Source organism: Streptomyces sp. NPDC085900, assembly GCF_044540925.1.
GTDB classification, from domain to species: domain Bacteria; phylum Actinomycetota; class Actinomycetes; order Streptomycetales; family Streptomycetaceae; genus Streptomyces; species Streptomyces gilvifuscus.
On record NZ_JBITSP010000003.1, the window covers coordinates 141,379 to 154,561 of the forward strand.

Annotated in this window: 13 protein-coding genes; 3 read left to right on the top strand and 10 right to left on the bottom strand. The window is 72.2% G+C overall.

The window, feature by feature from the left end; genetic code table 11:
* Positions 1–22 precede the first annotated feature (22 nt).
* The 4 genes from ACIGDI_RS10015 to ACIGDI_RS10030 are packed head-to-tail and all read right to left on the bottom strand — an operon-like array spanning position 23 to position 4,485.
* Entirely contained in the window at positions 23–658 is a 636-nt protein-coding gene (locus ACIGDI_RS10015; protein WP_399893333.1) for a GTP-binding protein, read from the bottom strand.
* Positions 639–1,058 carry a DUF742 domain-containing protein gene (locus ACIGDI_RS10020; protein WP_200702154.1) on the bottom strand — a complete coding sequence of 140 codons (420 nt, stop codon included), beginning with the start codon at positions 1,056–1,058 and terminating at the stop codon, positions 639–641. Before ACIGDI_RS10020 ends, ACIGDI_RS10015 begins: the two co-directional genes overlap by 20 nt.
* Positions 1,055–1,561, bottom strand: coding sequence for a roadblock/LC7 domain-containing protein (locus ACIGDI_RS10025; protein ID WP_142142437.1), 507 nt, complete (start codon positions 1,559–1,561; stop codon positions 1,055–1,057). The genes ACIGDI_RS10020 and ACIGDI_RS10025 overlap by 4 nt, the downstream gene beginning before the upstream one ends.
* A complete protein-coding gene (locus tag ACIGDI_RS10030) occupies positions 1,558–4,485 on the bottom strand; it encodes a nitrate- and nitrite sensing domain-containing protein (RefSeq protein WP_399893338.1) in 2,928 nt (975 codons plus the stop codon). Before ACIGDI_RS10030 ends, ACIGDI_RS10025 begins: the two co-directional genes overlap by 4 nt.
* Before the next feature lie 375 nt (positions 4,486–4,860).
* Between ACIGDI_RS10030 and ACIGDI_RS10035 the strand changes: the two genes are divergently transcribed.
* Entirely contained in the window at positions 4,861–5,652 is a 792-nt protein-coding gene (locus ACIGDI_RS10035; RefSeq protein WP_399893341.1) for a protein phosphatase 2C domain-containing protein, read from the top strand.
* Positions 5,653–5,671: 19 nt separating this feature from the next.
* Here the strand turns inward: ACIGDI_RS10035 and ACIGDI_RS10040 are convergent, their stop codons facing one another.
* Both ACIGDI_RS10040 and ACIGDI_RS10045 read right to left on the bottom strand, forming a co-directional pair.
* On the bottom strand, positions 5,672–6,211 hold the full coding sequence (locus ACIGDI_RS10040; protein WP_399893344.1) for a hypothetical protein: 540 nt from the start codon (positions 6,209–6,211) through the stop codon (positions 5,672–5,674).
* Between the two features lie 128 nt (positions 6,212–6,339).
* Complete coding sequence (locus tag ACIGDI_RS10045) at positions 6,340–6,831, bottom strand: MarR family winged helix-turn-helix transcriptional regulator (RefSeq protein WP_399893347.1); 492 nt, start codon at positions 6,829–6,831, stop codon at positions 6,340–6,342.
* Between the two features lie 238 nt (positions 6,832–7,069).
* Here ACIGDI_RS10045 and ACIGDI_RS10050 point away from each other — a divergent pair, with 238 nt between their 5' ends.
* Positions 7,070–7,891 carry a lysozyme gene (locus ACIGDI_RS10050; RefSeq protein ID WP_399893350.1) on the top strand — a complete coding sequence of 274 codons (822 nt, stop codon included), beginning with the start codon at positions 7,070–7,072 and terminating at the stop codon, positions 7,889–7,891.
* Between the two features lie 70 nt (positions 7,892–7,961).
* Here the strand turns inward: ACIGDI_RS10050 and lon are convergent, their stop codons facing one another.
* Positions 7,962–10,376: an endopeptidase La gene (gene lon, locus ACIGDI_RS10055; RefSeq protein ID WP_399893353.1), complete on the bottom strand. Its 2,415-nt coding sequence runs from the start codon at positions 10,374–10,376 to the stop codon at positions 7,962–7,964.
* Positions 10,377–10,535: 159 nt separating this feature from the next.
* Here lon and ACIGDI_RS10060 point away from each other — a divergent pair, with 159 nt between their 5' ends.
* Positions 10,536–11,453 carry an SMP-30/gluconolactonase/LRE family protein gene (locus ACIGDI_RS10060; protein ID WP_399893356.1) on the top strand — a complete coding sequence of 306 codons (918 nt, stop codon included), beginning with the start codon at positions 10,536–10,538 and terminating at the stop codon, positions 11,451–11,453.
* On the opposite strand, the gene ACIGDI_RS10065 is transcribed toward ACIGDI_RS10060, so the two are convergent.
* The 3 genes from ACIGDI_RS10065 to ACIGDI_RS10075 all read right to left on the bottom strand — a co-directional run bounded on the left by ACIGDI_RS10065 (position 11,450) and on the right by ACIGDI_RS10075 (position 13,148).
* Entirely contained in the window at positions 11,450–12,247 is a 798-nt protein-coding gene (locus ACIGDI_RS10065) for a rhomboid-like protein (protein WP_399893360.1), read from the bottom strand. The two genes, ACIGDI_RS10060 and ACIGDI_RS10065, sit on opposite strands and share 4 nt — an antisense overlap.
* Before the next feature lie 116 nt (positions 12,248–12,363).
* Positions 12,364–12,777, bottom strand: a complete 414-nt coding sequence (locus ACIGDI_RS10070; protein ID WP_399893363.1) for a hypothetical protein — start codon at positions 12,775–12,777, stop codon at positions 12,364–12,366.
* Positions 12,774–13,148, bottom strand: a complete 375-nt coding sequence (locus tag ACIGDI_RS10075) for a hypothetical protein (RefSeq protein ID WP_399893366.1) — start codon at positions 13,146–13,148, stop codon at positions 12,774–12,776. The genes ACIGDI_RS10070 and ACIGDI_RS10075 overlap by 4 nt, the downstream gene beginning before the upstream one ends.
* Between the last annotated feature and the right edge of the window lie 35 nt (positions 13,149–13,183).

A 13,183-nucleotide genomic window follows, 5' to 3' on the forward strand; every position in this document is an offset into this window, starting at 1 on the left:
GGTGACTGCTCCTAAAGGGCGACTACTCGGGGGTCTCGTCGAGCGCGTGGCCGACGAGGGACAGGAGAGTCTCGATCACCGAGATCCTCCGCCGCGCATCCATGATCATTACAGGTATGTGGGCGGGGATCGTCAACGCCTCCCGCACGTCCTCCGGTTCGAACAGCTCGCTGCCGTCGAAGTGGTTGACCGCGACGACGTACGGCAGTCCGCAGCTCTCGAAGTAGTCGAGCGCGGGGAAGCAGTCCTTCAGCCGCCGGGTGTCGGCCAGCACGACGGCGCCGATCGCGCCGCGCACCAGGTCGTCCCACATGAACCAGAACCGCTGCTGGCCCGGCGTGCCGAACAGGTAGAGCACCAGGTCGTCGTCGAGGGTGAGACGGCCGAAGTCCATGGCCACGGTGGTGGTCAGCTTGCCGGGCGTGGCGGTGAGGTCGTCGGTCTCCTCGCTGGCCTCGGTCATCAGCGCCTCGGTCTGCAGGGGCGTGATCTCCGAGACGGCGGTGACCAGGGTCGTCTTGCCGACGCCGAACCCGCCCGCCACGACTATCTTCGTGGCGATCGGGGCGCGGGTGCGGTCCGTCTGCCAGGACTGCAGGTTCTCGTCGGGGTCGGCGAAGGCGGCGACGCCAGCGGCGTCAGAGACGGCGGAGTCCACTCAGCACCCTTTCCAGCAGCGCGCGGTCCGGACGGCCCGTGCCGTGGCCGGTCCCGGTGCCGTACACACGGATCTTTCCCTGGTCCGCGAGATCGCTGAGCAGCACGCGGACCACGCCGAGCGGCATCTTCAGCAGCGCGGCGATCTCGGCCACCGTGCGCATACGGCGGCACAGTTCGACGATGGCCTGCATCTCGGGCATCACCCGGGTGCTGAGGGAACCATTCGTCAGTTCCTTGCGCTCCTCGGGGGCCTCGAGCGCCGCGACGAACGTCTCCACGAGGAGAACGTGTCCGAAGCGGGTACGGCCGCCGGTGAGCGAGTAGGGGCGGACGCGGGCCGGTTTGCGGTCGCCGCCGCGGACGGGGAGCGTCCGCCTCTGCTGCTTGTCACTGGTCATCGGGCACTCCCCGCGGACTCCTGCTCCAGGGATTTTCGCAGCTCGCTGCGGAGTTCAGGGGTCAGGACGTGGCCGGCGCGGCCGACGAACAGCGCCATGTGGTACGCCACCACGCTCATGTCGCAGTCCGCGGAGCCGTGCACGCCGAGCAGCGAGCCGTCGCTGATCGACATCACGAACAGGCTGCCCTCGTCCATCGCGACCATCGTGTGCTTCACGGGGCCGGAGTCCATCAGCCGGGCGGCGCCGATGGTGAGGCTGCCGATGCCGGAGACGATGGTGGCGAGGTCGGCGGCGGAGCCGCGGGGGCCCTTCGCCGCGGTGCGGGTCTGCGCCTGGCGGGCCTCGTCGTTGCGGGACTGGTCGGAGGAGAGCAGGAGCAGCCCGTCGGAGGAGACGACCGCCACTGACTGGATGCCCGGCACCTCCTCGACCAGGTTCGTCAGCAGCCAGTGCAGGTTACGGGCTTCACTGCTCAGTCCGAAGGTACTGGGCGCGGTCAACTGCTTGCCTCCTCGACTGTGCCCCCCGTGGCTTCTTCGGATGTGGCTGATTCTGTGGCGGGAGCCTGGGTCTGGCCTGTTTGCTCGGCGATCTCCGCCTGTACGTCGCGGTAGCCGGCCTCCGCCCCCCGACGGAAGCCGCCCAGCCTGCGGCGCAGAGCATCGGCGTCGACGGATCCGCCCCGTTGGCGGGGTGCCTCGGTGGGGGTGGTGATCTTCGGGGTGCGCTTGGGGAGACCCTTCGCGGTGACGGGCTCCTCCTCGTCCGGGGTGCGGGTGTGTTCGGCCGCGCCCTCGGCTCCGCCTTCGGCCGTCGGGGCGTACTCGCCGTCGGCGGCCGCGGGCTCCGGGGTGGTACGGGGGTGGGCGGATCCCTGCTCGGCCGTCGCCTCCGCCGGACGGCCGTGCGCCTCCGGCAGGTCGGCCGGTGCGGGAGCCGGTTCCTCCGTCGCCGGGGCCGGGATCAGGAGCTCCATGGTGGTCTCGGCCGGCCGCTCCGGGGCGGGCGCCGCTTCCTCGTGCGCCCCGCGGGCGCCGGGCGCCGACTCCCGTCGCCGGTCGGCGACGAAGTCGTCCGCGGACTCCGCGGCCGGGCGCGGGGCGGGGAGGTCCGCCGCCGTCTCCGGGGCCCCGGGCGGCTCCGTCACGGCGTCCTGGGCCTCTGGGCTCTCCTGCACCTCCTGCACCGCCTTCTCCGCCAGGGCCACCAGCGGGTCGGTGGCGGGCTTGCGGGCGTGCAGGACGTTGGAGTTGGCCTCGGCGTCGGCGCCGGGGAGCGAGAAGGTGTGGGGGGTCGGCACCGAGGACGACGACACCGGCACCGCGGACGACGGTGCCGCCGCCAGCAGCGGCTTGGGCAGGACGACGACCGCGGCCACCCCGCCCTGCTTCTGCTCGCGCAACTGGACGCGGACGCCGTGCCGGTGGGCGAGGCGGGCGACGACGTACAGGCCGAGACCGAGGCCCTCCTCGCCCTCCTGGTCGTAGGGGGACTCGGGGTCGAACTCGGCGAGGCGGGTGTTCAGGCGGGTCATCCGGTCCGCGGTCATGCCGATGCCCTCGTCCTGGACGGAGAGCATGACCTCGCCGTTCTCCAGCAGCCAGCCGGAGACCTCGACGGGCATGTCCGGCGGGGAGAACGAGGCCGCGTTCTCCAGCAGTTCCGCCAGCAGGTGCGAGAGGTCGTCCGCGGCGAAGCCGGCCACGTGGGCGTGCGGGGGAAGGGCGGAGATGCGGACCCGCTCGTAGCGCTCGATCTCGCTCACCGCGGCCCGCACCACGTCGACCAGCGGCACCGGACCCGCGTGCTGCTGCACGTGTTCCGTACCGGCGAGGACCAGGAGGTTCTCGCTGTGGCGGCGCATGACCGTGGCGAAGTGGTCGAGCTTGAAGAGGGTCGCGAGGCGCTCGGGGTCCTGCTCGCGCTCCTCCAGGCTCTCGATGACCGTCAGCTGGCGCTCGACCAGGCCGAGCGTGCGCAGCGCCAGGTTCACGAAGGTGCCGCCGATGCTGTCCCGCAGGCGCTCCAGCTGGGCGGCGGAGTCGGTCAGTTCGGCGCGCAGCTCCTCGCGGGCGTCGGCCATCTTCTGCCGCTGCCCGACCAGGTGCTTGCGGTCGGACTCCAGCGTGGTGACGCGTTCGTGCAGGGCGGCGGCGTGCGCGTGCAGGGCGTTGACGGAGCGGACGACCTGGGCGAACTCGTCGTTGCGGCCGGTGAAGGTGACCGGTTCCTCGGCGGTGGGGTCGGCCGACTCGGCGAGCCGGGCGGAGCCGCGGCGCAGCACCGACAGGGGGCGGGTGAGGCTGCGGGCCATCCCCGTGGCGACGCCGACGGCGAGGAGCATCAGCGCGCCCAGGACGGCGATCCGGATCTCCAGCGCGGTGACGTCGTCGTCGCGCAGCTTCGCGAGGTCCTTGGTGCGGCGGTCGTAGAGGGCGGACTCGACGCCGCGCATCATGTCGACGCGGGCGGAGAGCGCGGCGTCGACCTTGGAGGCGGAGGTGCCGAGTTCGGAGTCGCTCAGGGTCGGCTGGTCGGTGAGGGAGGCCAGGTACTTCTCGGCCTGGTTGACCTCGCCGCCGGTGACCGTGGAGTCGTACGACGCGAGGGCCGCCTTGGGCGCCGTCTCGCGGAAGCCGGCGAGGGCGGCGTCGGAGCGCAGCCGGGCCTGCTGGGCGGCGGCGGTCAGGGCGTCGCGCGTCTTGGCGTCGGCGGTGGAGGAGCCGGTGGTCGTGGTCGGCAGCCCGGTGACGGGGCTGATGACGGTCTGCGTGGAGCGCGGCACGCCGAGGGCGGCCAGCAGCAGCCCGCGGGCGGCGGCCGACTGCTGTACGGCGGTGTCGAGCTGGGCGAGCGCGTGGGCGCCGCCTCCGGCCCCGGGCGGCATCTTCTCGGCCAGCTCCTCGGCGAGCCGGTGGAGTCCGGCGATGGCCGCGGAGTAGGCGTCGTGCGTCTCGAGGGCGCTGCTCTTGCCGGTGAGCGCGGAGCGGCGCAGGCTCGCGATGCCGTCGAGGTCACCGCGGAGCGAGGCGGGGATGTCGGGGTCGGCGCGCAGCTCCTCGATCTGCCGGTCGACGCGGGCGCTGCGCTGCTCGGAGGGCGCCTTGGACTTGGACCGGCCGGCCGCGATGTACGACGTGACGTCGTCCCGCTCGTCGGCCAGGGAGTGCGCGAGGACCAGCGCGTCCTGGGTCTGGCCCGCCAGCGTCACCAGGTCCTGGGAGTCCTTCAGCTGCCCGGAGGCGGCCAGGACGGACGGGGCTCCCGCGCCGGCTATGGCGGCGGCCACGACGGCTACGGCGACGATGAGCCGATTGCGTACGTGAGTGGGCCGGCCCTTGCCGGTGACGGTGCCGGAGGGCTGCTCCGAACCCCCTTGGGGGGCCGTCTGCTTGCCTGTGCGACGAGGCCGCGTCTTCTGCACCGGTGCTCGCATTCCTGACTCGTGATACTCGTGGGCCCGGGTGACGTTCCGTCAACTGACGCCGACCGCGCACCCGGGTACGGGTCCCGACCCTCCCAACTCCGTTGGGCAGCGGTCGCGCATCACCTGACCCGCCACCCGAAGGAGTGAACCTCGGAGTGGAGTTGGCGGGCAAGTTCCTCCGGCGATTGCGGGCGCCCTTCGGGGCGGGCCGGTTGGACGTCTGCGACGGGCGGTGGCAGTATTCGCCGCCGCGCTTTCCCGGACCAACGGATTACCCCCCAAATCAGACGTCTGACCTGCGCGAGTGCGCCAATTCGGCGACCGGTGCCAGCCTTTGGTGAACACTGTGAAGACGTCGTGGAGACTGGCCGGATGCGTACGGAACTTGTTTCGGAACCCGGCGATCCCGGCCGTCCCAACGAGGACTTCGCCGCGGTGGCGCTGCCCGCTTCCGGCCGGGGCGGCGCGGTGGTCGTCCTGGACGGTGTGACGCCGCCGCGCGGCGGGACGGGCTGTCTGCATTCGGTCCCTTGGTTCACGGCCCGCCTGGGCGGCGCGCTGACCGAACTGACCGTTTCCCTCCCGGATGTGCCGCTGACCGAGGTGCTCTCCCGCGCCATCACCCGTACCGCCGAGGCGCATGAGCGGACCTGTGACCTTTCTCACCCGCGTACACCGCAGGCGACCGTGGTCGTCGCCCGGTGGGACACGGAGACGGTCGAGTACCTGGTCCTGTCCGACTCGGTCCTGCTGCTGCGATCTGCGGACGGCCTGGTCACGGCGGTGCTGGACGACCGCATCTCCCGCCTGCCGGCCGCCTCGCTGGCCACGGACGCGATCGTGGACTCGACGGTCCGCAACAAGGAGGGCGGCTTCTTCACGGCGGCGGCCGATCCGGCCGTGGCGGCGCGGGCGGTGACCGGCGCGGTGCCGCGGGGCCGGGTGCGGGCGCTGGCCGCGCTGACGGACGGGGCCGCGCGGTGGGTGGAGCGGTTCGGGGAGGGCGACTGGGAGGACTGTCTGCGGTTCATGGGCAAGGAGGGGGCGCAGGCGCTCGTGAACCGGGTCCGGGAGCTGGAACGGGCCGACGAGCACGAGCGGGTGCATCTGCGGCGCGGCAAGACACACGACGACGCGACGGTCGTGTACGTCGAGCTTCCCTGAGGCGCGCGGCCGCACCCGCTCAGCCGGCCCGGCCGCCGGTGGGGGTGACGGCGTGCCACTGCCCGTCCCTGCCCTGGCCGTTGGTCTGCCCGGCCGCGGTGTCGCCCACGTACCGGTACAGCGGCCAGCCGGCGAGGGTGAGCTGGGGCTTGCCGTCGCGGTGGACCGTGCCGAGCAGACTCTTGTCGACTCCCGAGCTCTGCACCGGGTCCTGCACGATCACCGGGATCCACGTCTTCACGCACGCGCCGGAGCACGTCCACCGGGACGGGTTCGGCCGGTCACGGTCGTAGCGGTAGAGGGTCATCCCGTTGCCGTCGGTGACCGTGCCGCCCGCGCCGCGCACGGCGGTCGTGACCGACTGTCCGCCGCCGGCCGGAGAGGGGTCGGCCGGTGCGGAGGCGGCAGGTGCCGAGGTGGCGGGACCGGAGGAGGCGACGGCCGCCGGGGTGCCGGCAGCCGTGCCGGAGGCGTCGGAGCCGGTGGAGCTGCACGCCGCCAGCAGGAACGCTGCGATGAGGCCGGTGGCCGAGGCGATCACGATGCGGTGCGGGATCACGAGGTTGCCCTTCTGGGGGAGTCGCCGTCCTGTCGCCCCTTGGTACGTCCGGCGGCCGCCGTGCTCTCACCGTCCGGCGCCACATGACGCACTCTTGAACGACCGGCCGACCCCGCGGGAGGGCTTCCCTACCGCTCCATACCGCGGTTCAACTGCCCCAGAAGGTGCGCCAGTTGGGCCACCTCCCCGCGGTCCCAGTGGGAGAGCTGGCTGAAGTACCGGGCCCGTCGGGCGTCGCGCACCTTGGCGACCCGCTCGTGCCCCTCCCGGGTCAGATGCACGAGCCACGCCCGTCCGTCGGCCGGGTCGGGCTCGCGGGCCACCAGGCCGAGATCCTCCAGAGCCCGGAGCTGACGGGACATGGTGGCCTTGCCGACGCCGATGTAGGCGGCGAGTTCGGTCGCGCGCTGGCGTCCGCACTCGTCGAGCCGGATCAGCAGACCGTAGGCCGCCGACTCCAGGTCGGGGTGGACCTCGCGGGCCATCTCGCCCTGGTTGGCGCGGGCGCGCCGGAACAGGATCGTCAGTTCGCGTTCCAGGGACAGGTACTCCTGGTCTGCACCACTCGCCGACGGCTCCGCTCCGAGCCGGCCTCCGTCGCCGTTTCCGTCTTCGTGCACGTCAGTCCCTGCCTCGGTTTTCCCGGTCCTGAAAGTTTCCGCCAAACCCCGTCATCGCCGCAGCTCCGTCAGTATTTCGCAGGGCTAGACCAACGGCACCGTCCGGCCCCTCTTCCCAGCCGCTCGTCTACGTGCGTAGCTTCGTTGACGAGCCGGGACCGGGCCGCCCGCGCCGGCCGCCCCACCGGCACCCCAGTGTTCCCCCCACCGAGCATCACCGAGCCTTCGGAGTCACGCCATGCCCGTGCACAGACCGAACCCGCTCCGCCCCCGGCGCCTCTTCCTCGCCGGGCTCCTGCTCACCGCCCTCTCCCTCGCGCTCGCCGCCCCGGCCGACGCGGCGACCACCACCCCGGCCCGCGGCTCCGCCCACATGGGCATGGGCGTCCTCACGCACGACGGGCAGCACGGCACTCCCGCCCCCACCGCCGTCACCCAGACCGAGGGCGTCGACGTCTCCGGCTACCAGGGCAACGTCGCCTGGTCGACCCTGTGGAGCAGCGGGGTCAGGTGGGCCTACACCAAGGCGACCGAGGGGACGTACTACACCAACCCCTACTTCGCCCAGCAGTACAACGGCTCCTACAACGTCGGCATGATCCGCGGCGCGTACCACTTCGCCACCCCCGACACCACCAGCGGGGCGACCCAGGCCAACTACTTCGTCGACCACGGCGGCGGCTGGTCCCGCGACGGCAAGACCCTGCCCGGCGTCCTCGACATCGAGTGGAACCCGTACGGCGCCGCCTGCTACGGCAAGTCGCAGAGCGCGATGGCGAGCTGGATCGCCGACTTCCTGAACACCTACCGGTCGCGCACCGGCCGGGACGCCGTGATCTACACGGCCACCAGCTGGTGGACGGACTGCACCGGCAACTACGGCGGCTTCGCGGCGAACAACCCGCTGTGGATCGCGCGGTACGCCTCGGACGCGGGGACGCTGCCGGCCGGCTGGGGCTACTACACGATGTGGCAGTACACCTCGTCCGGTCCGACCGTCGGCGACCACGACAAGTTCAACGGCGCCCTGGACCGCGTCCAGGCTCTCGCGAACGGCTGACGCACCCGCGTACGGCGAGGGCCCGGGCCTCCCTCACGGGACCCGGGCCCTGCCTGTCCGGCGGCGTCCGTCACGCCGCCACCGGAACCTCCGGCTCGGCGCCGCTCGTCGCGGGCGCGAGCGCCAGTTCCAGGACCTGGCGGACGTCGGTCACGGTGTGGACGTCGAGCTTGTCCAGCACCTCGGCCGGGACGTCGTCCAGGTCGGGTTCGTTGCGCTTGGGGATGATCACCGTCGTGACCCCCGCGCGCTGCGCGGCCAGCAGCTTCTGCTTCACCCCGCCGATCGGCAGGACCCGGCCGGTCAGCGAGACCTCACCGGTCATCGCCACGTCCGTGCGGACCAGCCGGCCCGAGAGCAGGGACGCCAGGGCCGTCGTCATGGTGACGCCGGCGCTGGGGCCGTCCTTCGGGACCGCGCCCGCCGGGAAGTGGATGTGCACGCCGCGGTCCTTGAGGTCCGCGACCGGCAGCTCCAGTTCCGCGCCGTGCGAGCGCAGGAAGGACAGGGCGATCTGTGCGCTCTCCTTCATGACGTCGCCCAGCTGGCCGGTGAGCGTCAGGCCCGCCGCGCCCGTCTCGGGGTCCGCGAGGGACGCCTCGACGAACAGGACGTCGCCGCCGGCGCCGGTGACCGCCAGGCCCGTCGCCACACCGGGGACGGCCGTACGGCGCTCCGCCGGGTCCTGCGCCGACTCCGGGACGTGGTGCGGGCGGCCGATCAGCCCGCGCAGGTCGGCGTCGGTGACGGTGAACGGCAGTTCGCGGTCGCCCAGTTCGTGCTGGGCCGCGACCTTCCGCAGCAGCCGCGCGATCGAGCGCTCCAGGGTGCGCACGCCCGCCTCGCGGGTGTACTCGCCGGCGAGCTTGCGCAGGGCGCTCTCGTCGAGGGTCACCTCGTCCTTGTCCAGGCCGGCCCGCTCCAGCTGGCGCGGGAGCAGGTGGTCGCGGGCGATGACGACCTTCTCGTCCTCGGTGTAGCCGTCCAGGCGGACCAGCTCCATCCGGTCCAGCAGGGCCTCCGGGATGGCTTCCAGGACGTTCGCCGTCGCGAGGAACACCACGTCCGACAGGTCGAGTTCGACCTCCAGGTAGTGGTCGCGGAAGGTGTGGTTCTGCGCCGGGTCGAGGACTTCGAGCAGGGCGGCCGCCGGGTCGCCCCGGAAGTCGGAGCCGACCTTGTCGATCTCGTCGAGCAGGACGACCGGGTTCATCGAACCGGCCTCCTTGATCGCGCGGACGATCCGGCCCGGCAGCGCGCCGACGTACGTACGGCGGTGGCCGCGGATCTCCGCCTCGTCGCGGACGCCGCCGAGGGCGACCCGGACGAACTTGCGGCCCATGGCGTGCGCGACGGACTCGCCGAGCGAGGTCTTGCCGACGCCGGGCGGTCCGACGAGGGCCAGGACGGCACCGCCGCGCCGGCCGCCGATGACGCCGAGGCCGCGGTCGCTGCGGCGCTTGCGCACCGCCAGGTACTCGGTGATGCGTTCCTTCACGTCCTCCAGGCCCGCGTGCTCGGCGTCGAGGATCGCCTTGGCGCCCTGGATGTCGTAGGCGTCCTCGGTCCGTTCGTTCCACGGCAGTTCGAGGACGGTGTCCAGCCAGGTGCGGATCCAGGAGCCCTCGGGCGACTGGTCGCTGGACCGCTCCAGCTTGTCGACCTCCTTGAGGGCGGCCTCGCGGACCTTCTCCGGCAGGTCGGCGGCCTCCACCCGGGCGCGGTAGTCGTCGGACTCCTCGCCGTCCTGTTTGCCGTTGAGCTCGCGCAGCTCCTTGCGCACGGCCTCCAGCTGGCGGCGCAGCAGGAACTCGCGCTGCTGCTTGTCGACGCCCTCCTGGACGTCCTTGGCGATGGTCTCGGCGACGTCCTGCTCGGCGAGGTGGTCGCGCAGGTGCTGGGTGGCGAGCTTGAGGCGGGCCACCGGGTCGGTGGTCTCCAGCAGTTCGATCTTCTGATCGGTGGTCAGGAAGGGCGAGTAGCCGGAGTTGTCGGCGAGCTGGGACACGTCGTCGATGGCCTGCACGCGGTCCACGACCTGCCAGGCGCCGCGCTTGCGCAGCCAGGCGGTGGCGAGGGCCTTGTACTCCTTGACCAGTTCGGCGACGTGACCGGGCAGCGGCTCGGGAACGGTCTCGTCGATCCGCGTGCCCTCGACCCACAGCGCCGCGCCCGGCCCGGTGGTGCCGGCGCCGATCTTCACACGGCCACGGCCGCGGATGAGGGCGCCCGGGTCACCGTCGGCCAGCCGGCCGACCTGCTCGACGGTGCCGAGGACACCGGTGCCGGCGTACGTCCCGTCGATGCGTGGAACCAGGAGGACCTTGGGCTTCCCGGGCTCGGACCGGGCGGCGGCCTGGGCGGCCTCCACCGCGGCGCGTACGTCGGCGTCATTGAGGTCCAGCGGAACCACCATGCCGGGCAGCACGACCTCGCCGTCGAGCGGCAGCACAGGCAGGGTGAGCGGTGTGGACGTCGAAGCCATGATCTCCCCTTCGGCAGTCAAGTTGAGCTATGCCGACTCAATGCGCGGGGGCCCGTGGATGTTCCCGGGGTCGTGCGCCGTTCGCTGTAAGCGATCAGCGAGGGGCCTGACACGGCGTAACTTGGATCACGTTCCGATCAGCGGCAGCGAGGGGTGGACATGTCCGGTCACGTCGTCAACGGCCTGTACGAGGTTCTGGACGACCGCTTCCTCACGGGGCGCTGCGCCAACGGCGACGGGCGGCTGGAGGTGCTGTACGACGACTGCCGCTGGGCGGAGGGGCCGCTGTACGTGCCCGCCTGGCGGCAGCTGGTCTGGAGCGACATCCCCAACGACCGGCTGCTGCGGTGGGACGAGGCCAGTGGGGCGGTGAGCGTCTTCCGGCACCCCGCCGGTCACGTCAACGGCAACACGCTCGACCGGCAGGGGCGGCTGGTCAGCTGCGAGCAGGGCAACCGGCGGGTGACCCGCACCGAGCCCGACGGCACGGTCACCGTCCTCGCCGACCGCTACGACGGCAAGCGCCTCAACAGCCCGAACGACGCCGTCGTACGCTCCGACGGCACGATCTGGTTCTCCGACCCGGACTTCGGCATCCTCAGCGACTACGAGGGCCACCGCGCCGAGTCAGAGATCGGCGCCTGCAACGTGTACCGGATCGACCCCGCGAGCGGGCGGGTGCTGCTGGCCGCCGACGGGTTCGAGGGACCCAACGGCGTGATCCTGTCGGCGGACGAGCGGCGGCTGTACGTCTCCGACTCGCGGGCCGCCCGCATCCGCGTCTTCGACGTCGCCGACGACGGCACGCTGTCCGGCGGAAAGGTCTTCGCCGCGGCCGAGGAGGGCGTGCACTACGACAACATCCGGCTCGACGACCAGGGCCGGCTGTGGGCCGCCGCCCTGGAGGACGGGGTGCACTGCTACGACCCGGACGGCACCCTCGTCGGTCGGCTCCGGGTGCCCGGGACGGTGGCCAACGTGGCCTTCGGCGGCCCGAAGAACAACCGCCTGTTCATCACGGCCGCGACCACGGTGTACTCCCTGGTGATGTCGGTGACGGGCGCGCCGCGCGTCTAGGAACGGGCCGCCCAGCCCTCGTGACGCCAGCGGCGGACCAGCGGCCAGGTCGCGATGCCTATCGAGAGGGAGATCAGGTGACCCCAGTTGGTCATCGGGTCGGTGAACTCGATCAGGTCCTCCACCAGCATGCCGCCGAACAGGATCAGCAGGGGCCAGCGCAGCCACGGCCCGAGCAGGCCCGCGAGGGCGCCGACGGCGGCGGCCACCCCGAAGCTGATGCCGTAGTCGAGGCGGTGCAGGGAACTGTCCGGGAGGTGCCCGGCCAGAACCGCCAGACCCACCGAGCCCTCCGTCGCGAGGGTGGCCAGGACGTGGCCGAGGAGGAAGACGACGATCGCGCGGGCGCCGCCTATCCGCCGCTCCAGGGCCGTCAGGACGAGCAGGAAGCACAGGACGTACGGCGACACGAGCCCGCCCGCCACCCACAGCGCGCTGGCCAGCAGGACCAGCACCGGGGTGCGGACGAGGTGGGCCACGTCCGTGCTGGAACCCTGCTGCAGGGCGTTCACCAGGGCCGGGGAGGCACAGGCGGCGACGAGCGAGGTGACGGCGAGGACGGCGGCGTAACCGAAGGTGACCGGGGTGCCGGTGGGGGTGGGCAGGAGACGCCAGGGGCGGAGCAGCGAGGGGCCGGCCGTGCGACGCGCGCCGACCGGTGCCGGCGCCGCGGCCGGGCCCCGCTGCCGTGGCAGCCCGTCGAGCAGGTCGGAGACCTCGGGGAGGGGCGCGGCCAAGGAGTGGGCGTCGGCCGTCGCGGCGGGTTCCACGGTGAGGTGCTCCTTCCGTTTCACCCCACCTTTCGGGGCCCCACGAGCCACTGTCTATGACCGACGCCACGCGTGAGCCGATTCTCAGGAACCTCTAAGGAGTTTCCTACGTCCGCCCGTCCGTCCTTCCGCCCCTGCCGCTAGGGCCGCAGGAGGACCACCTCCCTGGCGTGTGCGGCCCTGGTCGCCGGGTCCCAGTCGCCGGTGCAGTAGACGCAGGCCTCTGCGACGCGGCCGTCCCTGATCTCGGCGCGCATCAACTCCCGGCAGTACCAAGTGCCTTGTCCGTCCTCCCAGCTCTCCTCGACCTCGAGGACGAAGCCGGTGGGAGTGGCGTCGACTCGATGGCGGGGGACCGTGCCGAGGAAGGGGTGGCTACGGCGGCGCAGCGCGACGAACTCCTCGCGCCCCCGGGCCTGCAGCCGCCACTGCGGCACGGTCAGGTCGATGAACACGTCGTCCGTGAACAGCCCGTCGGGGGCCGTGTTGGTCTGAAGGAACCGCACGAAGAGATCGGCGAGTTCCTTGACGCGGGTGTCGGTCGCGGTGGTCATGACCGGCCCCCGGCGAGGTTGCGGCCGATGACCTCCATGGTGGCGGTCAGCTCGGCGGTGGGGCTGAACTCGACGATCTCGGTGCCGGCGAAGACGAGCGGGAGGTGGCCGGGGGCGCCGTAGTAGGCGTCGCCGGCGTGGAAGACCTCGTCGTGGTCGGCGTAGCGCAGCACGAGCCTGCCGCTGATGACCTGGCCCCAGTGCGGGCACTGGCAGCGGTCGTCGGGCAGGCCCCGGAACAGCGGGGCGGGGTCCATGTCCGCCTTCATGCTCTCGTAACCCACGGTGTACGGACCGACCTGCGCGTAGCGACCTTCCATGACCGGCTCGTCCACCTGGAGTCCGGCCTCGGCCTTGGATGTGCGGGGCATGGTGTCCTGCCTTCCCTCGGAGTGTCTCCGTCGGG